At 58.3% G+C, this 23493-nt stretch carries 18 protein-coding genes, 2 tRNA genes and 2 rRNA genes; 4 read left to right on the top strand and 18 right to left on the bottom strand.

What is annotated here, in order from left to right; all coding sequences use genetic code 11:
• Positions 1 to 117: 117 nt before the first annotated feature.
• From ACSSVH_RS03920 to mrcB, 13 genes are all read right to left on the bottom strand, one after another.
• Positions 118 to 3011, bottom strand: a 23S ribosomal RNA gene (locus ACSSVH_RS03920).
• A gap of 248 nt (positions 3012 to 3259) precedes the next feature.
• Positions 3260 to 3335 (bottom strand) — tRNA-Ala (locus ACSSVH_RS03915).
• A 30-nt stretch (positions 3336 to 3365) separates the two neighbouring features.
• Positions 3366 to 3442, bottom strand: a tRNA-Ile gene (locus ACSSVH_RS03910).
• A gap of 82 nt (positions 3443 to 3524) precedes the next feature.
• Positions 3525 to 5061 (bottom strand): 16S ribosomal RNA (locus ACSSVH_RS03905).
• The 16S and 23S rRNA genes sit together here with 2 tRNA genes alongside, the layout of an rRNA operon.
• 487 nt (positions 5062 to 5548) lie before the next feature.
• Complete coding sequence (gene msrQ, locus ACSSVH_RS03900; protein WP_492634109.1) at positions 5549 to 6169, bottom strand: protein-methionine-sulfoxide reductase heme-binding subunit MsrQ; 621 nt, start codon at positions 6167 to 6169, stop codon at positions 5549 to 5551.
• The gene (gene msrP, locus ACSSVH_RS03895; protein WP_170043553.1) at positions 6169 to 7182 is read right to left on the bottom strand and encodes a protein-methionine-sulfoxide reductase catalytic subunit MsrP; all 1014 of its coding nucleotides are present in this window, start codon (positions 7180 to 7182) and stop codon (positions 6169 to 6171) included. The genes msrQ and msrP overlap by 1 nt, the downstream gene beginning before the upstream one ends.
• Before the next feature lie 63 nt (positions 7183 to 7245).
• A complete protein-coding gene (gene pssA, locus ACSSVH_RS03890) occupies positions 7246 to 8103 on the bottom strand; it encodes a CDP-diacylglycerol--serine O-phosphatidyltransferase (protein WP_029298897.1) in 858 nt (285 codons plus the stop codon).
• Between the two features lie 142 nt (positions 8104 to 8245).
• Positions 8246 to 9262: a ketol-acid reductoisomerase gene (ilvC, locus tag ACSSVH_RS03885; protein ID WP_003176099.1), complete on the bottom strand. Its 1017-nt coding sequence runs from the start codon at positions 9260 to 9262 to the stop codon at positions 8246 to 8248.
• A 46-nt stretch (positions 9263 to 9308) separates the two neighbouring features.
• Positions 9309 to 9800, bottom strand: coding sequence for an acetolactate synthase small subunit (gene ilvN / locus ACSSVH_RS03880; protein ID WP_003176102.1), 492 nt, complete (start codon positions 9798 to 9800; stop codon positions 9309 to 9311).
• A gap of 2 nt (positions 9801 to 9802) precedes the next feature.
• Positions 9803 to 11527, bottom strand: coding sequence for an acetolactate synthase 3 large subunit (locus ACSSVH_RS03875; RefSeq protein ID WP_169955054.1), 1725 nt, complete (start codon positions 11525 to 11527; stop codon positions 9803 to 9805).
• 431 nt (positions 11528 to 11958) lie between these two features.
• Entirely contained in the window at positions 11959 to 12288 is a 330-nt protein-coding gene (locus tag ACSSVH_RS03870) for a YqcC family protein (protein ID WP_492634108.1), read from the bottom strand.
• Positions 12288 to 13019 (bottom strand): tetratricopeptide repeat protein, encoded by a 732-nt coding sequence (locus tag ACSSVH_RS03865; protein ID WP_492634107.1) that lies wholly within the window; start codon positions 13017 to 13019, stop codon positions 12288 to 12290. Before ACSSVH_RS03865 ends, ACSSVH_RS03870 begins: the two co-directional genes overlap by 1 nt.
• A gap of 16 nt (positions 13020 to 13035) precedes the next feature.
• On the bottom strand, positions 13036 to 15360 hold the full coding sequence (gene mrcB, locus ACSSVH_RS03860) for a penicillin-binding protein 1B (protein WP_170043555.1): 2325 nt from the start codon (positions 15358 to 15360) through the stop codon (positions 13036 to 13038).
• A 117-nt stretch (positions 15361 to 15477) separates the two neighbouring features.
• Between mrcB and ACSSVH_RS03855 the strand changes: the two genes are divergently transcribed.
• From ACSSVH_RS03855 to ACSSVH_RS03845, 3 genes are all read left to right on the top strand, one after another.
• Positions 15478 to 17034 carry an AAA family ATPase gene (locus ACSSVH_RS03855; protein WP_169955057.1) on the top strand — a complete coding sequence of 519 codons (1557 nt, stop codon included), beginning with the start codon at positions 15478 to 15480 and terminating at the stop codon, positions 17032 to 17034.
• Positions 17035 to 17125: 91 nt separating this feature from the next.
• The gene (locus tag ACSSVH_RS03850; RefSeq protein WP_169955058.1) at positions 17126 to 17470 is read left to right on the top strand and encodes a pentapeptide repeat-containing protein; all 345 of its coding nucleotides are present in this window, start codon (positions 17126 to 17128) and stop codon (positions 17468 to 17470) included.
• A gap of 201 nt (positions 17471 to 17671) precedes the next feature.
• A complete protein-coding gene (locus ACSSVH_RS03845) occupies positions 17672 to 17944 on the top strand; it encodes a TfoX/Sxy family protein (protein WP_169955059.1) in 273 nt (90 codons plus the stop codon).
• A 322-nt stretch (positions 17945 to 18266) separates the two neighbouring features.
• On the opposite strand, the gene ACSSVH_RS03840 is transcribed toward ACSSVH_RS03845, so the two are convergent.
• Genes ACSSVH_RS03840 through ACSSVH_RS03830 form a run of 3 tightly spaced genes read right to left on the bottom strand, consistent with a single transcriptional unit; the run spans position 18267 to position 20946 of the window.
• Positions 18267 to 19034 carry a heme ABC transporter ATP-binding protein gene (locus ACSSVH_RS03840; protein WP_170058500.1) on the bottom strand — a complete coding sequence of 256 codons (768 nt, stop codon included), beginning with the start codon at positions 19032 to 19034 and terminating at the stop codon, positions 18267 to 18269.
• Positions 19034 to 20017: an iron chelate uptake ABC transporter family permease subunit gene (locus ACSSVH_RS03835; RefSeq protein ID WP_170043677.1), complete on the bottom strand. Its 984-nt coding sequence runs from the start codon at positions 20015 to 20017 to the stop codon at positions 19034 to 19036. Before ACSSVH_RS03835 ends, ACSSVH_RS03840 begins: the two co-directional genes overlap by 1 nt.
• Positions 20018 to 20067: 50 nt before the next feature.
• Positions 20068 to 20946, bottom strand: coding sequence for a heme/hemin ABC transporter substrate-binding protein (locus ACSSVH_RS03830; protein WP_170058501.1), 879 nt, complete (start codon positions 20944 to 20946; stop codon positions 20068 to 20070).
• A 172-nt stretch (positions 20947 to 21118) separates the two neighbouring features.
• Between ACSSVH_RS03830 and ACSSVH_RS03825 the strand changes: the two genes are divergently transcribed.
• A complete protein-coding gene (locus ACSSVH_RS03825) occupies positions 21119 to 21436 on the top strand; it encodes a Rieske (2Fe-2S) protein (RefSeq protein WP_169955062.1) in 318 nt (105 codons plus the stop codon).
• Here the strand turns inward: ACSSVH_RS03825 and sfsA are convergent.
• Both sfsA and ACSSVH_RS03815 read right to left on the bottom strand, forming a co-directional pair.
• On the bottom strand, positions 21433 to 22146 hold the full coding sequence (gene sfsA / locus ACSSVH_RS03820; protein WP_170058502.1) for a DNA/RNA nuclease SfsA: 714 nt from the start codon (positions 22144 to 22146) through the stop codon (positions 21433 to 21435). The genes ACSSVH_RS03825 and sfsA overlap by 4 nt on opposite strands.
• Positions 22146 to 23318 carry a pyridoxal phosphate-dependent aminotransferase gene (locus tag ACSSVH_RS03815; RefSeq protein ID WP_170058503.1) on the bottom strand — a complete coding sequence of 391 codons (1173 nt, stop codon included), beginning with the start codon at positions 23316 to 23318 and terminating at the stop codon, positions 22146 to 22148. Before ACSSVH_RS03815 ends, sfsA begins: the two co-directional genes overlap by 1 nt.
• Positions 23319 to 23493: the final 175 nt, after the last annotated feature.

Raw genomic sequence — 23493 nt, 5'->3', positions numbered from 1 at the left:
AGCAAATTGGGTATGTGACAGCTTTCGGTGTTTTGTGAGATTCGAACTTTCGGTTCATTTCGTCTTCACACACCGCAATCTGATGCTCTTTCGAGAAACAAATTGCTTGGGTGTTATATGGTCAAGCCTCACGGGCAATTAGTATTGGTTAGCTCAACGCCTCACAGCGCTTACACACCCAACCTATCAACGTCGTAGTCTTCGACGGCCCTTCAGGGAACTCAAGGTTCCAGTGAGATCTCATCTTGAGGCTAGTTTCCCGCTTAGATGCTTTCAGCGGTTATCTATTCCGAACATAGCTACCCGGCAATGCCACTGGCGTGACAACCGGAACACCAGAGGTTCGTCCACTCCGGTCCTCTCGTACTAGGAGCAGCCCCTCTCAAATCTCAAACGTCCACGGCAGATAGGGACCGAACTGTCTCACGACGTTCTAAACCCAGCTCGCGTACCACTTTAAATGGCGAACAGCCATACCCTTGGGACCGGCTTCAGCCCCAGGATGTGATGAGCCGACATCGAGGTGCCAAACACCGCCGTCGATATGAACTCTTGGGCGGTATCAGCCTGTTATCCCCGGAGTACCTTTTATCCGTTGAGCGATGGCCCTTCCATACAGAACCACCGGATCACTAAGACCTACTTTCGTACCTGCTCGACGTGTCTGTCTCGCAGTCAAGCGCGCTTTTGCCTTTATACTCTACGACCGATTTCCGACCGGTCTGAGCGCACCTTCGTACTCCTCCGTTACTCTTTAGGAGGAGACCGCCCCAGTCAAACTACCCACCATACACTGTCCTCGATCCGGATAACGGACCTGAGTTAGAACCTCAAAGTTGCCAGGGTGGTATTTCAAGGTTGGCTCCACGCGAACTGGCGTCCACGCTTCAAAGCCTCCCACCTATCCTACACAAGCAAATTCAAAGTCCAGTGCAAAGCTATAGTAAAGGTTCACGGGGTCTTTCCGTCTAGCCGCGGATACACTGCATCTTCACAGCGATTTCAATTTCACTGAGTCTCGGGTGGAGACAGCGCCGCCATCGTTACGCCATTCGTGCAGGTCGGAACTTACCCGACAAGGAATTTCGCTACCTTAGGACCGTTATAGTTACGGCCGCCGTTTACCGGGGCTTCGATCAAGAGCTTCGCGTTAGCTAACCCCATCAATTAACCTTCCGGCACCGGGCAGGCGTCACACCCTATACGTCCACTTTCGTGTTTGCAGAGTGCTGTGTTTTTAATAAACAGTCGCAGCGGCCTGGTATCTTCGACCGGCATGAGCTTACGGAGCAAGTCCTTCACCCTCACCGGCGCACCTTCTCCCGAAGTTACGGTGCCATTTTGCCTAGTTCCTTCACCCGAGTTCTCTCAAGCGCCTTGGTATTCTCTACCCAACCACCTGTGTCGGTTTGGGGTACGGTTCCTGGTTACCTGAAGCTTAGAAGCTTTTCTTGGAAGCATGGCATCAACCACTTCGTCACCCAAAGGGTAACTCGTCATCAGCTCTCGGCCTTAGAATCCCGGATTTACCTAAGATTCCAGCCTACCACCTTAAACTTGGACAACCAACGCCAAGCTGGCCTAGCCTTCTCCGTCCCTCCATCGCAATAACCAGAAGTACAGGAATATTAACCTGTTTTCCATCGACTACGCTTTTCAGCCTCGCCTTAGGGACCGACTAACCCTGCGTCGATTAACGTTGCGCAGGAAACCTTGGTCTTTCGGCGTGGGTGTTTTTCACACCCATTGTCGTTACTCATGTCAGCATTCGCACTTCTGATACCTCCAGCAAGCTTCTCAACTCACCTTCACAGGCTTACAGAACGCTCCTCTACCGCATCACCCGAAGGTGATACCCGTAGCTTCGGTGTATGGTTTGAGCCCCGTTACATCTTCCGCGCAGGCCGACTCGACTAGTGAGCTATTACGCTTTCTTTAAAGGGTGGCTGCTTCTAAGCCAACCTCCTAGCTGTCTAAGCCTTCCCACATCGTTTCCCACTTAACCATAACTTTGGGACCTTAGCTGACGGTCTGGGTTGTTTCCCTTTTCACGACGGACGTTAGCACCCGCCGTGTGTCTCCCATGCTCGGCACTTGTAGGTATTCGGAGTTTGCATCGGTTTGGTAAGTCGGGATGACCCCCTAGCCGAAACAGTGCTCTACCCCCTACAGTGATACATGAGGCGCTACCTAAATAGCTTTCGAGGAGAACCAGCTATCTCCGAGCTTGATTAGCCTTTCACTCCGATCCACAGGTCATCCGCTAACTTTTCAACGGTAGTCGGTTCGGTCCTCCAGTTAGTGTTACCCAACCTTCAACCTGCCCATGGATAGATCGCCCGGTTTCGGGTCTATTCCCAGCGACTAGACGCCCTATTAAGACTCGCTTTCGCTACGCCTCCCCTATTCGGTTAAGCTCGCCACTGAAAATAAGTCGCTGACCCATTATACAAAAGGTACGCAGTCACCCAACAAAGTGGGCTCCCACTGCTTGTACGCATACGGTTTCAGGATCTATTTCACTCCCCTCTCCGGGGTTCTTTTCGCCTTTCCCTCACGGTACTAGTTCACTATCGGTCAGTCAGTAGTATTTAGCCTTGGAGGATGGTCCCCCCATATTCAGACAAAGTTTCTCGTGCTCCGTCCTACTCGATTTCATGACTAAGAGATTTTCGCGTACAGGGCTATCACCCACTATGGCCGCACTTTCCAGAGCGTTCCGCTAATCTCAAAGCCACTTAAGGGCTAGTCCCCGTTCGCTCGCCACTACTAAGGGAATCTCGGTTGATTTCTTTTCCTCAGGGTACTTAGATGTTTCAGTTCCCCTGGTTCGCCTCTTAAGCCTATGTATTCAGCTTAAGATAACCATCTTATGATGGCTGGGTTCCCCCATTCAGACATCTCCGGATCAAAGTCTGTTTGCCGACTCCCCGAAGCTTTTCGCAGGCTACCACGTCTTTCATCGCCTCTGACTGCCAAGGCATCCACCGTATGCGCTTCTTCACTTGACCATATAACCCCAAGCAATCTGGTTATACTGTGAAGACGACATTCGCCGAAAATTCGATAATACTCAATTTGAGTAACTCACAAATTTTACCTTAGCCTGATCCGTTACCAGTGAAAGTAACGTTCAGTCTATCTTTCTATCACATACCCAAATTTTTAAAGAACGAACTAGTCAAAGACTAGAAATCAACATTCACCATCACAATGATGGAATGCTCATTTCTAAGCTTTATACAAACAGAAGCAGTAGTGGTGGAGCCAAACGGGATCGAACCGTTGACCTCCTGCGTGCAAGGCAGGCGCTCTCCCAGCTGAGCTATGGCCCCGTATTTCTACAGGCGTTTCCCACACAAAATTGGTGGGTCTGGGCAGATTCGAACTGCCGACCTCACCCTTATCAGGGGTGCGCTCTAACCAACTGAGCTACAGACCCAATTTCGGGCTGCTTCTTTTCGTCTTCTTCAATGAATCAAGCAATTCGTGTGGGAACTTATGGAGCAGCTGATGTCGTCGATTAAGGAGGTGATCCAGCCGCAGGTTCCCCTACGGCTACCTTGTTACGACTTCACCCCAGTCATGAATCACACCGTGGTAACCGTCCTCCCGAAGGTTAGACTAGCTACTTCTGGTGCAACCCACTCCCATGGTGTGACGGGCGGTGTGTACAAGGCCCGGGAACGTATTCACCGCGACATTCTGATTCGCGATTACTAGCGATTCCGACTTCACGCAGTCGAGTTGCAGACTGCGATCCGGACTACGATCGGTTTTGTGGGATTAGCTCCACCTCGCGGCTTGGCAACCCTCTGTACCGACCATTGTAGCACGTGTGTAGCCCAGGCCGTAAGGGCCATGATGACTTGACGTCATCCCCACCTTCCTCCGGTTTGTCACCGGCAGTCTCCTTAGAGTGCCCACCATTACGTGCTGGTAACTAAGGACAAGGGTTGCGCTCGTTACGGGACTTAACCCAACATCTCACGACACGAGCTGACGACAGCCATGCAGCACCTGTCTCAATGTTCCCGAAGGCACCAATCTATCTCTAGAAAGTTCATTGGATGTCAAGGCCTGGTAAGGTTCTTCGCGTTGCTTCGAATTAAACCACATGCTCCACCGCTTGTGCGGGCCCCCGTCAATTCATTTGAGTTTTAACCTTGCGGCCGTACTCCCCAGGCGGTCAACTTAATGCGTTAGCTGCGCCACTAAGAGCTCAAGGCTCCCAACGGCTAGTTGACATCGTTTACGGCGTGGACTACCAGGGTATCTAATCCTGTTTGCTCCCCACGCTTTCGCACCTCAGTGTCAGTATCAGTCCAGGTGGTCGCCTTCGCCACTGGTGTTCCTTCCTATATCTACGCATTTCACCGCTACACAGGAAATTCCACCACCCTCTACCATACTCTAGTCAGTCAGTTTTGAATGCAGTTCCCAGGTTGAGCCCGGGGATTTCACATCCAACTTAACTAACCACCTACGCGCGCTTTACGCCCAGTAATTCCGATTAACGCTTGCACCCTCTGTATTACCGCGGCTGCTGGCACAGAGTTAGCCGGTGCTTATTCTGTCGGTAACGTCAAAATTGCAGAGTATTAATCTACAACCCTTCCTCCCAACTTAAAGTGCTTTACAATCCGAAGACCTTCTTCACACACGCGGCATGGCTGGATCAGGCTTTCGCCCATTGTCCAATATTCCCCACTGCTGCCTCCCGTAGGAGTCTGGACCGTGTCTCAGTTCCAGTGTGACTGATCATCCTCTCAGACCAGTTACGGATCGTCGCCTTGGTGAGCCATTACCCCACCAACTAGCTAATCCGACCTAGGCTCATCTGATAGCGCAAGGCCCGAAGGTCCCCTGCTTTCTCCCGTAGGACGTATGCGGTATTAGCGTCCGTTTCCGAACGTTATCCCCCACTACCAGGCAGATTCCTAGGCATTACTCACCCGTCCGCCGCTCTCAAGAGAAGCAAGCTTCTCTCTACCGCTCGACTTGCATGTGTTAGGCCTGCCGCCAGCGTTCAATCTGAGCCATGATCAAACTCTTCAGTTCAAACATCTTTGGGTTTTTAAGAAACCCTAAACTTGGCTCAGCAATCGTTGGTTACATCTTTGATTTCTCGCGGAGTAACTTGTGATGCTGATAATCTTGTTGACTATCAGTCTGACTCCACAAGCACCCACACGAATTGCTTGATTCAGTTGTTAAAGAGCGGTTGGTTAAGATCTTTCGTCTCAACCGAGGCGCGCATTCTACAGCAGCCTCATTTGCTGTCAAGTGATTATTTTCAGAAGTTTCGAGGTTTTCCTCAACAACTTCAACCACTTGCGCCTTCGATCTCTCGTCAGCGGGAGGCGAATTCTACAGCGTTACACGCTGCTGTCAACACCTCTTTTTCAACTTCCTTTTGGCTTCGATGTACTGAAGCAACCTGCTGCCGAAAACTACATAACTCATTGTTTACCAAAGAGTTTTCCGTTTCGACTGCGCCGGAAGTGGGGCGAATTATAGACTTCCAGGATCTGCGGTCAAGCGTTAATTACGCTTTTGTTGCAGAAGGTGCTTTTTTGGCAATAAGGCGAGGGATTCGGCGCATCACAGGCGGAATCCGCAAGAGCAAAAGCAGCGCCCCTATAGAGGCATAGATAGCCCACTCCTTCAGATCGGCACGCACGATCCACAGCATATGCAGCAAACCAAGCCCCAAAATCACATACACCAGGCGATGCAGCTTCTTCCAACGGGCGCCCAGCCGACGCTGGCTATAGCGATTGGATGTCACCGCCAACACCAACAAGCACATAAAACCCAACGCCCCCACAATAATGTAGGGCCGCTTGCGCAGCTCAACGCCCAGTTGCGACCAGTCCAGCCCCAGGATAAATACGCAGTAAGCGGCGAGGTGCAACACCACATACGCAAAGCACCACAACCCCAACTGCCGGCGCACAGCGATCCACCCTGCCCAACCGCTCAATTTTTGCAGTGGCGTCATTCCCAACGTAACCAGCAACAGGATCAGCGTTCCCAACCCCAACCGATCAACCAGCACTTTTCCGGGATCAGGCCCCAAGGTGAGACTCCACGCCTCATACAACCAGTACAACGGCCACACCGCCGCAGCTATAAAGACGCCAAGGCGCCAGATGGGGTAGCGCATCAGTAGTTCTTCCGCAGATCAAGGCCGGTATAAAGAGAAGCGACCTCATCCGAGTAGCCATTGAACATCTGCGTCTCGCGTACATTCGGGCTGAACAAGCCACTGGGCAGGCGCCGCTCCCGGGCCTGGGTCCAGCGCGGGTGATCGACGGTGGGGTTCACATTCGCATAAAACCCATACTCATCCGCCGCAATGCTCTGCCAGGTGGTTTTCGGTTGCTCGCTCACCAGGCTGATCCGCACGATAGATTTCACGCTCTTGAAGCCATACTTCCACGGCACCACCAAACGCAGCGGCGCGCCATTCTGGTTGGGCAATTCCCGCCCATACATGCCCACAGCCAGGATCGCCAAAGGATTCATCGCTTCATCCAGGCGCAGTCCTTCTATATAAGGCCAATCGATCAGGCCAAAACTTGAGCGCTGGCCCGGCATGCTCTTGGGATCCTGCAGGGTTTCAAAGCGGATGTATTTGGCCTTGGAAGTGGGCTCGACCTGTTTAAGCAAGGCCGATATGGGAAAGCCGATCCATGGAATGACCATCGACCACGCCTCGACACAGCGTAGACGGTAGATCCGCTCTTCCAACTGATAGGGCTTCATGAAGTCTTCCAGCGCATAACGCCCTGGTTTTGCGACTTCACCATCAATCACGACACTCCATGGCTCGGTCTTGAGCGAGCCGGCATTCGCCGCCGGATCGCCCTTGTCCGTGCCGAACTCATAGAAGTTGTTGTAATGGGTCGCATCCTTGAACGGCGTGATGGCTTCGTCTTTGACCGTCACCGCCTGCCATTGCGTGCCAGGAAGTTTCTCGGCGAACCAGCCGGGAGCCTTGCCTGGCTCGACATCGGCATAACGCGCAGTGTCAGCCGCACTCACCCAACGCGGCAGGCTGCTGGCAGCAATACCGGCAAGCGCGCCACCGAGCAGACTGCGGCGGGAGAAATAGAGGGATTCTGGGGTGACGTCCGATTCGTGACAATCGGACGCTTTGGGCAACTTGATTAACATGGCAACTCCGCAGCATTGGAGAACTGATGCACCAATAGACTGCGGAGTATGGGGGAAATTACATTAAGGCAATGTTTTGTCCCGGCGCAGATGCAACAGATACTGAACCGGACCCGAAGCCGCATATACCAGGAACGCCAGCAGCAGGATCCGCGGCGGATCACTGAAGACCACCGCGAACACCAGTACCACCACCAGAATCGCCACGAAAGGCACACGCCCCTTCAGGTCGAATTCCTTGAAGCTGTTGTACTTGATGTTGCTGACCATCAGCATACCGGCCGCCGCAACCATCAAGGCCACGAGGAACGACATCTTCGAACCCTGGATACCATAGTCACTGAACGCCCAGACAATACCGGCCACCACACCCGCCGCCGCAGGACTGGCAAGACCGATGAAGTAACGCTTGTCGGCAGTGCCCACCTGGGTATTGAAGCGTGCCAGGCGCAACGCAGCGCCCGCGACATAGATGAAGGCCACCATCCAGCCAACCTTGCCCATGTCACCCAGGGCCCAAGCAAACGCCAGCAACGCAGGTGCGACACCAAAGGCCACCATGTCCGACAGCGAGTCGTACTCGGCACCGAAGGCGCTCTGGGTATTGGTCATGCGCGCCACGCGCCCATCAAGGCCATCGAGGACCATGGCCACGAAGATCGCGATGGCAGCAAAACCGAAGTACTTGCTGGCACTCGCCGCATCACCTGCTGCTAGCGCGCTCTGGGCACTCATGGAATTGATGATGGAGTAGAAACCGGCAAACAGGTTCGCCGTGGTGAACAGGTTGGGCAGAAGATAGATGCCACGATGCCGGACCTTGCGGCCTTCCGCGTCATGCCCTTCTTCGACATGCTCATCGATCGGTAGCAGGCTTTCGGCGTCAGAGGCCTGGTTTGGCTCTTCGGGACGTTCGCTCATGGACTTTACCTTGCAACGGTGTGAAAAAAATCGATAGACACTTGCGGCGAGTTTCGCCCGCAAACGATGCAGCTTTATACCAGAACCAGCCCTCAAACGAAAAAACGCGGCCTAGGCCGCGTTTTCCGTAGACACGTGCGACTTAGTTCTTGGCTTTGTCGACGATCTTGTTGGCACCGATCCACGGCATCATGGAGCGCAGTTGCTCGCCGATGACTTCGATACCGTGAGCGGCGTTGTTACGACGCTTGGCGGTCATCGAAGGGTAGCCGGTAGCACCTTCGCTGATGAACATTTTGGCGTATTCGCCGTCCTGAATACGTTTCAGGGCGTTGCGCATGGCCTGACGGGATTCGGCGTTGATGACTTCCGGGCCGGTCACGTACTCGCCGTACTCGGCGTTGTTGGAGATCGAGTAGTTCATGTTGGCGATACCGCCTTCGTACATGAGGTCAACGATCAGCTTCAGTTCGTGCAGGCACTCGAAGTAGGCCATTTCCGGCGCGTAGCCAGCTTCAACCAGGGTTTCGAAACCGGCTTTGACCAGTTCAACGGTACCGCCGCACAGAACGGCTTGTTCGCCGAACAGGTCGGTTTCGGTCTCGTCCTTGAAGGTGGTTTCGATGATGCCGGTACGACCACCACCGACGCCAGCAGCGTAGGACAGTGCAACGTTCTTGGCGTTGCCCGAGGCGTCCTGGTAGATCGCGATCAGGTCAGGAATACCACCGCCCTTGACGAACTCGGAGCGCACGGTGTGGCCCGGTGCTTTCGGCGCGATCATGATCACGTCCAGGTCAGCACGTGGCACAACTTGGTTGTAGTGAATCGCGAAGCCGTGGGAGAAGGCCAGGGTGGCGCCTTTCTTGATGTTCGGCTCGATTTCGTTCTTGTACAGCGCGGATTGGAACTCGTCCGGGGTCAGGATCATGACCAGGTCGGCAGCCGCAACAGCGGAAGCAACGTCAGTCACTTTCAGGCCATGGGCTTCTGCCTTGGCAACAGTGGCCGAGCCTTTGCGCAGGCCAACGGTCACGTCAACGCCGGAATCTTTCAGGTTGCAAGCTTGTGCGTGACCCTGGGAGCCGTAGCCGATGATGGCGACTTTCTTGCCCTGGATGATCGACAGGTCACAATCTTTATCGTAATAAACTTTCATGAGGTTCCTCTATATATCCAGGCCTTAAGGCCATTCGCTAATTGGGTTAGATGCTGAGTACTTTGTCGCCACGGGCAATCCCGGTGACACCACTGCGTACGGTTTCCAGAATCGAGGCCGTCCCGATCGACTGGATGAAGCTGTCCAGTTTGTCGCTGGTACCGGTCAGTTGAACGGTATAAACGCTGGCGCTCACATCGACGATCTGCCCACGATAAATATCGGTAGTACGCTTGATCTCGGCACGTTGGGCACCCGTGGCCTTGACCTTGACCAGCATCAGCTCACGCTCGATGTGGGCGCTTTCCGACAAATCGACCAGCTTGACCACTTCGATCAGCTTGTTGAGGTTCTTGGTGATCTGCTCGATCACCTCATCATGGCCTACGGTGGTCAACGTCAGGCGCGACAGGGTCGGGTCTTCGGTCGGGGCCACGGTCAGGCTTTCGATGTTGTAGTTGCGCTGCGAAAACAGGCCGACCACACGAGACAGAGCGCCCGGTTCGTTCTCCAGAAGCAGGGAGATAATGTGCCGCATGATTAGGTTCGCTCCGTCTTGTTCAGCCACATATCGCGCATTGAGCCGTCTTTGATCTGCATCGGGTAGACGTGCTCGCTGGTGTCGACCTGAATGTCGATGAACACCAGGCGATCCTTCATGGCGAACGCCTCTTCCATCTTCGGCTTGAGATCCTTCAGATCGGTGATGCGCATGCCGACATGGCCATAGGCTTCAACCAACTTGACGAAGTCAGGCAACGATTCCATGTAGGAATGGGAGTGACGACTGTTGTAGCTCATGTCCTGCCATTGGCGAACCATGCCCAACACACCGTTGTTCAGGCAGACGATCTTCACCGGCAGGCCATATTGCAGGCAGGTCGACAGCTCCTGGATGTTCATCTGGATGCTGCCTTCACCGGTGACACAAGCCACGTCGACATCCGGGAAGCTCAGCTTCACACCCATGGCCGCAGGGAAACCAAAGCCCATCGTGCCCAGGCCACCGGAGTTGATCCAGCGGTTAGGCTTGTCGAACTTGTAGTACTGCGCGGCGAACATCTGGTGCTGGCCCACGTCGGAGGTCACAAAGGCGTCGCCCTTGGTCACTTCGCACAGGGTTTCGATCACGGTTTGTGGCTTGATGATGCTGCCGTCGCCTTTGTCGTAAGGGAACAGGCCGCGGTCACCGCGCCATTCGTCGATCTGCTTCCACCAACTGGCAACGGACTCCTTGTTCGGCGTCTCGCCAATGTCCTTGAGCGCAGCGACCATTTCGGTCAACACGCTCTCCACGGGACCTACAATCGGCACATCGGCCTTGATGGTCTTGGAGATGGACGCCGGGTCGATGTCGATGTGGATGATCTTGGCATTCGGGCAGAACTTGCTCGCGCCGTTGATCACCCGGTCATCGAACCGCGCGCCCACGGCCAGGATCACGTCGGCGTGGTGCATGGTCAGGTTGGCCGTGTAGCTGCCGTGCATGCCGAGCATGCCGACGAACTGACGGTCCGAACCCGGGAAGGCACCGAGGCCCATCAAGGTGTTGGTCACCGGCAGGTTGAGCATCTTGGCCAATTCGGTCAACGGTGCGGAACCGCCGCCCAGGATCACGCCGCCACCCGAGTAAAGCACTGGGCGCTTGGCCGCCAGGAGCATTTCTGCTGCCTTGCGGATTTGCCCCGAGTGCCCACGCACGGCCGGGCTGTAGGAACGCAGCTTGGCTTTCTTCGGGAAGATGTATTCGAACTTTTCCGCCGGGTTGGTCATGTCTTTCGGGATATCGACCACCACTGGACCCGGGCGACCGGATTGCGCGAGGTAGAACGCCTTCTTCATGACTTCCGGGATTTCCGAGGCATGCTTGATCATGAAGCTGTGTTTCACGATCGGCCGGGAGATACCGATCATGTCGGTTTCCTGGAATGCATCAGTGCCCACCATGGTGCTCGCCACCTGGCCGGAAATGATCACCATCGGAATAGAGTCCATATACGCAGTCGCGATGCCAGTAATGGCATTGGTTGCGCCAGGGCCGGACGTTACCAGCACCACGCCGGCTTTACCGGTGGCACGGGCATAACCGTCAGCCATATGGGTCGCGGCCTGTTCGTGGCGAACCAGGATGTGGTTGACAGCCGGTTCCTTGAACAGTGCGTCGTAGACATGCAGCAGAGCACCACCTGGGTACCCGTAGATATAGTCGACGCCTTCGTCACGCAAAAAGCGGACGAGCATCTCACCGCCAGATAAAAGCTCCACGTTGTTCACCTCTAAAACGCCAGAATACCGTCCGTTGAAAACCGACGGGTCTTAATAGGTTTACTTCTCAACAGAGCATGAGCGACGGTGGTCGCCGACTACGTCAGCACTGACTGAGCAAGTATTGGGATCGTCCCAAGTGTTGCGGGCTTTTCCCACCCAGCGCGAGGTAACGCGTTGCGGGTGTAACAGGTCGGCGCGGATGTGCGCCTCATGATCTGCTGAGCGGGCCTGCTTCTGGCAGTCCCGATACAGCGGACTTTGGATTCTTCTGTTTCAGCCCCTTCAAGTCAAGCAATAATTGCGCTTTTTTCCAACTAAGCGCATGAGAACGTAGAAGAAAGGGCTTTGAGGAGGGATAAAACTCGCCTGAATGTCGTCAAGCGGTAGAAATGTGCGCAAGACTGCCGGAAAACCCGGCAGTCAGGCAATTAACGAGCGCCGACGATCAGTTGGTCGAACTTTTTCAGCGCAGAGCGTAGGCCGAGGCTTTGTTGGGGACGGTCGGCGTAGACCATCTCGGCCATCTCCAGGATGCCCGACGCATTAGGTAACGGCAGGTTCTGTTCGAGGATCTGTTTCATCCGCGCCAGGAAGATCCACTGCAGCCACTGATGAAAATCCAGGGTATCCACGGAAAACGGCTCGACGCTGCTCAGCGCCTCTGCACCGGGAGACACCTCATCCCACCAGCCCGCCACGCGCAATTCGCGCTCAATCAGCAACAACTGTTCGGCAATCGCCGGAAAACGAGGATCCATCAGAGACTGACCCTGGCCTTCTGCCGGGCCTGGGCAGCACCGGCAGCATCACCTTGTGCAGCACGTGCATCACCAATCAAGGCCCACAGGCTGGCTTGCAGGTCAGGACGACCGTTGGCCATCGTCAGGCCACGACGGGCGAACTGCTCAGCTTGCGGCGCATCACCCTGGGCCATGCGCACTTGCGCCAGGCGGTAGAGCACCTGCGGTTCACGCGGCGCGACCCGCTGGGCGCGCTCAAGGCTGGACGATGCGCCGTTCAAGTCGCCACCGGCCTGCTGTTGCTGCGCAGTGGTGAGCAAGGCCAGGACCGGGCCGTCCAACTGCTCGTCGGCAGACAGGCCGCCGGCATTGGCCGAGGGAATCCCGCTCGGGGTCGACGGCATGTTGTAGGTGCCCTGGTTGATCGGCGCGGTATCAATCGGCGCCGAGTTCGACGGGCCAGGGGTGATCGGCCCCGGCGTCCATGGTGCGGAGCTGATGGGTGCAGATGTGGTGGCGCCCCCACCCGGGACCATCACCACTACGCCGGAATCCTGCGGTACCGCCTGGGTCGTGGCAGGGTTTGGACGGGTAGTCACGGTCTGGCGAAAGCCGCCATTGGCCGAGATCCGGTCATTGTTGGATACGGCCGTGCCGGAATCCACCACCGGGATGGAGCCGCGCTGCACGCTGGAGCAACCGCTGAGCAAAGCTAACGTTGTAATAGCCGGAATCAACCACTTGTTCACTTGAAATCCTCTTTGCTTAATTCATCCAGCCCTTGACCCAATCCATCACCGAATCCGCATCCGTGGGCACACCTGTGCCACATGGAGCGCCGGCTGGCGGTTCACTGCCGCGAATATACGGCATCTGCACCGCGCCCGGACAGTTGGCATCGGAGCCCTGCCCGGTATGGGGGTCGATCCAGGCCTGCACGATATTGTCGGGTTGCGGCATGTTCAGTGGCAGCGGGTCGGCCTTGCGCATAAAGCTGGTCCAGACCTGCAAGGCGCCGGTCGCGCCGGTGAACGGTGTCTTGCCGTTGTCATCGCGCCCCAGCCACACCACCGCGAGCAGGTCCTGGCTGAAACCGGCGAACCAACTGTCACGGGAGTCGTTACTGGTACCGGTCTTGCCGGCCAGCGTCAGGTTGCCCGGCAGCGAGCTGTACACCGAACGCCCGGTCCCTTCGCGCATGACCCGTTGCATGGCGTTCTGGATCAGGTAGATGGAGGCCGGATCAAAACGCTGCTCGATCTGGAACGGGTAGCGCTTGAGCGGCTCGCCTTCCGCCGTGAGGACACTGCGGATCCCGCGCATCGGCGTATTGAAACCACCGTTGGCCAGGGTCTGGTACATGGTCGCCACTTCCATCGGGCTCAAGCCACCTGCGCCCAGCAACATCGACGGGAACGCCGGGAACTCGCGGCTTACACCCAGTCGTGCAAGGGTCTTGAGCACATTCGGCACACCCAGCTCCAGGCCAAGCCGCGCCGTGGACAGGTTGTAGGAGTGCGCCAGGCCCTGGTACAGGAACACCGTGCCGTGGGAGCGACGATCATAGTTCTGCGGCTTCCACACCTGGCCATCGGCGCCCTTGACCGAAAACGCTTCGTCGGAGAGCCAGCTGGTCAGGGTGTACTTGCTCGGCTTTTCCAGTGCAGTGAGGTACACCGCCGGCTTGATCAGCGAGCCAATCGGCCGCACGGCATCCAGGGCACGGTTGAAGCCGGCGAAGCTGGCCTGGCGGCTGCCGATCATGGCCTGGACTTCACCGGTTTCCGGGTTGGTCACCACCATGGCCGCTTCGACTTCGTCCGAGCCCTTGCGCCCGGCCAGGCGCTTGAAGGTATCGCTGACCGAGGCTTCGGCCTTCATCTGCAGGATCGGGTCGAAACTGGTGAAGATCCGCAGACCTTCTTCGGTCAAGTCCTCGTCGCGATAGTCTTCGCGCAACTGGCGCTTGACCAGGTCGATAAAGCCGGGGAAGGAACTGTCGGCCAACTTGCCACGGGTGGTGACGCCCAAAGGCATCTTCTTCGCGGCCGCGACCTGTTCTGCGGTGGCTACGCCCTGCTGCTCCAGCACGTCGAGGACCAGGTTGCGGCGCTCCAGGGCCCGCTCCGGGTTGCGGCGCGGATTGTAATAGGACGGCCCCTTGACCATACCTACCAGCAACGCCACCTGGTGCAACTTGAGCTCGGACAACGGCTGGCCGAAGAAGAACTGGCTGGCCAGGCCAAAGCCGTGCACCGCGCGCTGGCCATCCTGGCCGACGAACACCTCGTTGAGGTAGGCCTCCAGGATCTCCGGCTTGCTGTAGTGCAGCTCCAGCAACATCGCCATCATGGCTTCGGTGAGTTTGCGAGTCAGGCTGCGCTCACTGGTCAGGTAGAAATTCTTGACCAATTGTTGCGTCAGCGTACTGCCGCCCTGAGTCATGCGGCCACCCGAGGTGTTGACCCAGATGGCGCGAGCGATGGACTTGGGCGAGACGCCCCAGTGGCTGTAGAAATCCCGGTCTTCGACCGCAACCAGGGTTTCCAGCAGATACGGCGGCACCTGATCAATTTTGATCAGGATGCGATCTTCAAGGTTCTTGGGGTAAATCCCGCCGATCAGCAACGGCTCAAGACGCACCACTGGCAACTTGCCGCCATTGAGTGCAGAAAGCTCGGCCACGTAATCCCCGGAGAAACGCACGCGCACCGGCTGCGCCTTTTCCAGGCCTTCATAGAACTGGAAGCCCCGGGTGTTCAGGTCCACGGTATTGCCGCTGACCGCCGCCGCACCCGGGCCGTTGGCCACGGCTTCGCGCCGATAGCCCAGCGCATCGAGTTCGGTAAGGAAATCTTCCTTGCTCAGTTTCTGGCCGGTAAACAGCTCCAGCGGGCGAGCGTAGACCTTCGCCGGGATGGTCCAGCGCTTGCCAGAGAACTTCTCCTGGACCACGGCATCGAGGTATACCGCGATGCCTGCGATCACCACCAGGCCCACCAGGCCGAGCTTGAGCGCCCAGCCTAGCCAGGGGCGCAGGCTGCGGGGAGGAGGTTTTTTACGGGAACGGGGAGATCGGGTACGAGTCATGGCGGCGGATTATACGCATTTTATTGATGATCAACATGAACCGGACGGCGGTTTGCATGACCGACCTGAGCGGCCATAATGCGCTCCATTATTTTCCCAGACTCCGAAGGATCGCCTGTGAGCCAGCCCCTGATTGCCGCCCTGCAAAACCCGGCCCTGTTTCCTCATCCGGTCGAAGCGTTTCAAGTCATCGAAACCCATATTTCCTGGGTCCTGCTCACCGGTCCCTATGCCTACAAGATCAAGAAACCGGTGAACTTCGGCTTCCTCGACTTCACCCAACTGGACGCCCGCGCCCACTTCTGCAACGAGGAACTGCGCCTCAACCAACGCCTGACACAAGATTTGTATCTTGAAGTGTTGCCGATCACCGGCAGCGCTGAAGCACCGCAACTGGGCGGCGAAGGCCCGGCCATCGAATATGTGCTGAAAATGCGCCAGTTCCCGCAAAGCCAACTGCTGAGTACCTTGCAGGCCAATGGCGAGCTGACCAACGGCCACATCGATGAGATGGCCAGCCAGATTGCGCACTTCCACCTCAACGCCCCCAAGGTTCCCGAGGCCCATCCCGCCGGCACCCCGGACGAGGTGATGGCGCCGGTGCGGCAGAACTTCGAGCAGATCCGTCCGTTCCTCAGCGACAAAGCCGACCTGGCCCAACTGGACGCACTGCAAGCCTGGGCCGAGAGCAGCTTCGAACGCCTCAAGCCCCTGCTGGAGCAACGCAAGCTCAATGGCTTTACCCGCGAGTGCCACGGCGATATTCACCTGGGCAACGCAACCATGATCGACGATCACGTGGTGATCTTCGACTGCATCGAGTTCAACGAACCGTTCCGCTTCACCGACGTGTGCGCCGACACCGGCTTCCTGGCGATGGACCTGGAAGACCGTGGCCTCAAGACCCTGGCCAGGCGCTTTATCAGCCAATACCTGGAGCTGACTGGCGATTACCAGAGCCTGGAGCTGCTGAACTTCTATAAAGCCTACCGCGCGCTGGTGCGGGCCAAGATCGCGCTGTTCAGCATGCCGCCCGAGGCAACACCGGTCGAGCGCGCAACCACCCTGCGCCAGTACCGCAACTACGCCAACCTGGCCGAAAGCTACAGCACCATCCCCTCGCGCTTCCTGGCGATTACCCATGGCGTATCGGCGACCGGCAAAAGCCATGTGGCGATGCGCCTGGTGGACGCGCTCGGCGCCATTCGCCTGCGCTCCGATGTAGAACGCAAGCGCCTGTTTGGCGAGCAACAGGTCGAGAACACCCTCCAAGCCGGGATCTATGCCTCGGACGCCAGCGCGGCAACCTACGCCCGCCTGCATACCCTCGCCGAAACCGTACTGCGCGCAGGCTTCCCGGTAGTCCTGGACGCGACCTACCTCAAGCGCGAGCAACGAGAAGCTGCCGCCAAAGTCGCAGAAGCCACCGGCGCGCCCTTCCTGATCCTCGATTGCAATGCACCGCAGGCCGTTATCGCCAGTTGGCTGGCGAAACGTCAGGCAGATAAAAACGATCCGTCTGACGCTACCCTGGCAGTCATTGAGCAGCAACAAGCCAGCCGCGATCCCCTGAGCGCCGAAGAACTGCTACTGAGCAAGCGGGTCGAGACCAATGAAAGCGGGACGCTGGACGCGCTGGTTGCCCACGTCCGCCAGCGCCTGCCAGGGCTGTAGGAAATATTTCACGGCCGTGATGCGGTTAACAGCTCACGGCCGCAAATAGTGGCACTATAATGGCATTATAAGTCCAACAGGAGTTGCCGCCATGGGCCAGCCGAAGCTGCTTGATACACCGCTCTACGCGCTGCTGCATAAAGATGACATCCGGGGTTTCAATCAGGAACGCCCCAAGGATGGTCCGATTGATATGCGCGGCGGCGACTTCCGTGGTCTGGACCTGCGCCACCTGGACGCCGAGGGCGTGGACTTTACCGACGCCTACTTCCGCTCGGCCGACTTGCGTGGCCTGGACCTGCGGGGCTGCCCGCTGGAAGGCGCCAGCCTGGCCCATGCGCAGATCTCGGGCACTTACTTCCCAGCCGAACTGAGCGCTGACGAGATCCTAATGTCGGTCAATTTCGGCACGCGCCTGCGCTATCGCACCCGCTGACCGAACACCTTTATCCCCAGCTGAGCGCAACGCGAGCTGGGGGCCTGCGCCTGTCACCGTCAAGATTCCAGCGCCAGCCTTAGAAGCGTTTACGTCGTTTCTGAGCAAAGAACTACGCTTTTCCTACTGAGCGCTACACTCCTTTCAGGCTTGCCTGGTCACGATACCCACCGAACCATTCGGCCGTCGCAAGGAGGCTTGATGAATGATGAGCTGCAACACCTGAAAAACCTTGGCAAGACCTCGGCGCAATGGCTGCATGCGGTGGGCATCCATAGCGCTTCGGACCTGCGTCGCCTGGGCGCGGTGGACGCCTACCGGGCGGTACGCACCCGTGGTTTCCGGGCATCCAAAGTCCTGCTGTATGCCATCGAAGGCGCATTGATGGATGTGCATTGGAACGATATTCCAACCGAGCGCAAGGAGGCCTTGAATCGCCAACTGGAAGCGCTGTCGATACGGAACAAGAACTGAAACAGGTGATAACCCAATGTTTGCGGGGTTCCAAACAAACGTTTGAGAAAAATCCCCATGGGTGCAAAAACAAGTGTTGACTCTCAAATGAGAATCGTTATGATTATCACAACTGGTCGCGAGATCAGCCGATAACTGAAAGACCATTGGTTCGGACTCTCAGATTATCTCCTCATCAGGCTAATCACGGTTATTTGACCCGGCTCTTGCCGGGTCTTTTTTTGCCTGGGTTTTATATCACCCTGTAGCAGGCTCGCCGGAGAAGGCGCTGGGTCTTGATACACCGCTATCGCCGGCAAGCCGGCTCCTACACGGATAGGGTTCAGCGGGCGATGATCAAGGGATGACCCAGCTCAGGATGGGGCTGCACCAGTACATCCAGGCCGAACACCGCCTTGAGCAACTCCGGTCGCAACACCTGCGCCGGTGTGTCCAGGGCGTGGGGGCGACCGTTCTCCAGCAGCAGGATGCGATCGCAGTAGCGCGCCGCCAGATTGAGGTCATGAAGAATCACCAGCACGGCCGCGCCACGGTCGGCAAAGCTGCGGATGGCCTGCAAGGTGGTGTGCTGGTGCAATGGGTCGAGCATCGAGGTCGGCTCGTCCAGCAATAGGGTCTGCCCCGCCTCCCCCGGCCAGAGTTGCGCCAGCACCCGCGCCAGGTGCACGCGCTGGCGCTCGCCGCCGGATAACGCCAGGTAGCTGCGTCCGCTCAGGTGGCCCACGTCGGCGGCCTGCAAGGCGGCTTCGATGATTTCATCGTCGCGTACCCGCCCGGTCTGATGGGGCAGGCGCCCCATGCCCACCACTTCCTCGACGCGAAAAGCGAAATCCAGGGTCGACACCTGGGGCAGCACCGCCAGGCGCTGCGCCCGTTGCGCGCCCTGCCAATCCTTGAGCTCGCGGTCGTCCAGCCAAACCTGCCCTTCATCCGGATGCAATTGCGCACACAACGCGCCCAGCAACGTGCTTTTACCGGCGCCATTGGGGCCGAGCACACCCAGAACTTCACCGGGTTTCAAGTCCAGGGTCACGTCGGCCAACACGGTTTTGCGACCGCGGCGGATCTGCAGGTTGTCCACTCGCAGCATCAGGCGCGTCCTCGCAACAGCAGGTATAGAAAAAACGGAGCACCGATAAAGGCAGTAACAATACCAATGGGCAACTCCGCCGGCGCCAGGGCCAGGCGGGCCACCAGGTCGGCGAATAACAACAGGCTCGCGCCCGCCAGTACCGAGGCCGGCAGGAGCACACGATGATCCGGCCCCGCCAGCAGCCGCACCAGATGGGGTACCACCAGCCCGACAAAACCGATCAACCCCGCAGCGGCGACCGCCGCGCCAACCCCGAGCGCCGTGCAAAGCACCAGCTCGCGCTTGAGCCCCTCGACATTGATCCCCAGGTGACTGGCTTCCGACTCTCCCAGGAGCAAGGCATTGAGCGCCTTGGCCCGGCGCGGCAGCCACAGCGCCACACCGGCACTGACCAGCAGCAATGGCCACAGTCGCGAGTAGCTGGCACCGTTCAGGCTGCCAAGGTTCCAGAACGTCAGGGTGCGCAAGGTAGCGTCATCGGCCAGGTAGGTGAACAGGCCCACCGCCGAGGCCGCCAGCGCGGTCAGGGCGATACCGGCCAACAACATGGTTGCGACATTGGTCTGCCCGTCGCGCCGCCCCAGGCGATAGACCAGCGCGGTCACGCCCAAGCCACCCAGAAATGCACACAGCGACAGCAGATACGGCGCCACGGCGTCCGGCAGGCCACCAAAGGCCGCGCCGCCGACGATGGCCACCGCCGCCCCTAGCGCAGCGCCACTGGACACACCGACCAACCCAGGGTCGGCCAACGGGTTGCGAAACAGCCCCTGCATGGCCACCCCCGACAGCGCCAGCACCCCGCCAACCGCCAGCCCCAGCAAAGTGCGCGGCAAACGGATCTGCCCCAGAATCAGCTCAGCCTGCTCCAGGCCCTGGGCCTCGATAGGCACGCCAAGCAGGCGCAAGGCAGCGCGCAGTGTGTCGAGCAATGGCAGGCTGACCGGCCCCAGGGCCAGGGACAGCCAGGTCGCCAACACACACAACAGGCTCAAGCCGATAAACAGGGTGCGCGGTTTAACCAGAGTGGTCATGGGGCGGCTTGGGCTTTAACGGGGTAGAACCCGGCGGACAGGATTTGCAGGCTGGCCGGCAAGCGTGGGCCCAGGCCGCCGACCAACAAGGTGGGATCCAACTCAAACACCCGGCCGGTCTTGGCCGCCGAGGTGTTCGCCAGAATCGGGTTTTCCTTGAACAACGCCGCACGGGCCGCCTCGCCACTCAGGGCGCGGTCAGAGAACACCAGCACTTCAGGGCTCAACCCCGCCAGCGACTCAACCGAAAACGGCTTATAGCCGCTGTGCGTCGCCAGGTTGTGCCCGCCGGCCTGTTGCAGCACCCAGTCGGCGGCCGTGTCCTTGCCGGCGATCAGCGGCTTGCCACCGGCATGCCCGAGCACCAGCAGCACGCCAGGGGCCTTTTGCCGGGTTTGCGCCTGGGTCACGGCCGCTTTTTGCAGGTTTAGTTGCTGTTGATAAGCATTGAACAGTGTCGCGGCCTTGTCTTCAGCTCCCAGCAGCTTGCCCAGGTGCTGCAGGTTGCCTTGCAGGGTCGGCAGGTCCGGCTGCGCGGAGAACAGTTCCACTTGCACCCCGGCATTGCGAATCTGCGCCAGCACCGGTGGTGGCCCCATTTCCTCGGTGCCCACCAGGATCTGCGGGCGCAGGCTCAAGATCCCTTCGGCGGACAGCTGGCGCTGGTAACCGATACTGGGCAGCGCCTTGAGCGACTGCGGATGCTGGCTGGTAGTATCGACGCCCACCAGCTTCGACTCTCCGCCCAGGGCCGTCACCCACTCCGACAACGCGCCCCCGGCGCTGACCCAGCGTTGAGGCAGCTCAGCAGCTTGCGCCACGTGGTTGACCAGCAGTCCGACAACAAGCGCAATAGCGCTGGCACTCAGGCGCATAAAAGGGTTTCCTTCCAAGGGTGAGGCCGTCTGGCATCGTACTGAGCACGCAGTCAGCTGACGGGCGAAGCCAGCATTTGATAATTGTTTGCATTTGAACGTCAAGCACCGGGCTTACCCGTAAACCCCGGATTGCGCCACAGCCCTTGACCCGCGCCACCTGAGAACACCTATGAAGTTTCTGTGCTCCTCCCACGAACTGGCCCCAGACAGCAGCCGCGGCTTCGATATCGATGGCCGCAAGTTATTGGCCGTGCGCCGCGAAGGCCGAGTGTATTTCTATATCAACCGCTGCCCCCATCGCGGCGTACCACTGGAATGGCAACCTGACCGGTTTCTCGACCCCAGCGCGAGCATGATCCAATGCGCCACCCACGGCGCGTTATTTCTGATCGAAAGCGGCGAATGCGTGGCCGGCCCCTGCGCAGGCCAAAGCCTGACGCCTCTGCCCGGCCGCGAAGACGCACAGGGGCTATGGGTGCAACTCTAGTCGTTGAGCAGCACGGGCAAAGGGCGATCAATGCAGATTTCCTGTGCACTGACATTCACGCCATAGGCCAGGACCTGCACCCCAGCGGACTTGGCTTCACGCAGTGCAGCGGCATACCCGGGATCGATCTCCTCGGCCGGCCTTACGCCATCGATGCCGGATACATTCACACAGTACAACTGCACGGCTCGTACACCGTTACGGGCCAAGTGCGCCAACTCCCGTAAATGCTTGGCACCACGCTGGGTCACTGCATCGGGAAACGCCGCGATAGGCGTGCCGTCAAACCCCAGGGTGACACTTTTGACTTCGACATAGGCCGCGCCGTCGGGGTAGTCCAGGCGAAAGTCGATCCGGCTTTTCTCCTGGCCGTAGGGCACTTCACGCTTTAACGCGGTAAAGCCGTTGAGCTCAGTGATCACCCCGGCATTCAGCGCCTCTTCAACCAACGGGTTGGCTCGCGCGGTGTTGACGCACGCCAGGCGGCCCTGTGGGGTCTGCGCGATCTCCCAGGTGCCCGGCAGCTTGCGCTTGGGGTCGTTGGAGCGGCTGAACCAGACCGGCCCGCCCTCGATCATGCAGTTGAACATTGAGCCGGTGTTGGGGCAGTGAATGGTCAGCAACTCGCCGGTAACGGTTTCGATATCGGCCAGAAAACGCTTGTAGCGGCGAATCAGCCGACCTTCTTCGAGGGGAGGATGAAAGCGCATCAGCCTTGCCAGCTCCGCAAGCCACGGGCAATGCGTTCCACTGCTTCCTGTAGGCGATCGAGGTTTTGTGTGTAGGCAAAACGCACATGATGACCCGCCTTGAAGCGACCGAAATCCAACCCTGGCGTGAATGCCACGTGCTCGGTTTCAAGAAAGTGCCGGCAAAACGCGAAGGCGTCGCCACCAAAGGCGCTGATATCGGCATACAGGTAAAACGCCCCCTCAGGCTCGACTGCGATACCGAACCCCAGCTCACGCAGGGCCGGCAGCAAAAAGTCACGCCGGCGCCCGAACTCGGCCCGTCGTTCTTCAAGGATCTCCAGGGTCTGCGGGGTAAAACAGGCCAATGCCGCATGCTGGGCCATGCTCGGTGCGCTGATGTACAGGTTTTGCGCCAGCTTCTCCAGCTCACCCACCGCAGCGGGGGGCGCCACCAGCCAGCCGAGGCGCCAACCGGTCATGCCGAAATACTTTGAAAAACTGTTTAGGACAAACGCCTCGTCATCCACTTCCAGCACGCTGGCCGCGTCAGTGCCATAGGTCAGGCCGTGATAGATCTCATCCACCACCAGATGGCCATTGCGGGCCTTGATCGCCCCGGACAGGCCGGCCAGTTCATCACGGGTCAGAATGGTCCCGGTCGGGTTGGCCGGCGAGGCGACCAACGCCCCCACGCTGTCCTGGTCCCAATAGCGCTCCACCAGGTCGGCGGTCAGCTGGTAACGCACCTCGGGGCCGACCGGCACCAGTTGCGCCGCGCCCTCCACCAGTCGTAGGAAATGCCGGTTACAGGGGTAGCCTGGGTCCGCGAGCAACCAATGTTTGCCGGGATCCACCAGCAGGCTGCTGGCCAGGAGCAAGGCCCCGGAGCCGCCCGGTGTGATCAGGATGCGTTCGGGGTCGATGCTCAAGCCATAACGCAGCTGGTAGAAACCACTGATGGCCTCGCGCAGTTCCGGCAGGCCACGGGCGGCGGTGTAGCGGGTCTTGCCGTTGGCCAGTGCGGCCTGGCCGGCCTGGATGATCGGCTCGGCGGTGGTGAAGTCCGGCTCGCCGATCTCCAGGTGAATCACATCATGGCCAGCGGCCTGCAGCTCATTGGCCCGCGCCAGCAACGCCATGACATGAAAAGGTTCGATAGCACGACTGCGAGCACTGTAGGGCTGAGCCATTAGCCTTCCTTAACAATGAGGACAAAATCGGGATTCTACCGAACCCGCGAGGTAAAACATGTTCTATTGCCTGCCCGGCTGGCGTGATGAGCCGGGCAAGCGCCTGCAAAAAGACTAAAATCATCATTCCAGACGGTGTATGCCCGGCCACGGCGGGTCGCAGCAGTTTGCAACC

The sequence above is a fragment of the Pseudomonas sp. HC1(2025) genome (assembly GCF_058742075.1).
This window is presented reverse-complemented; position numbering and strand designations above follow the sequence as displayed.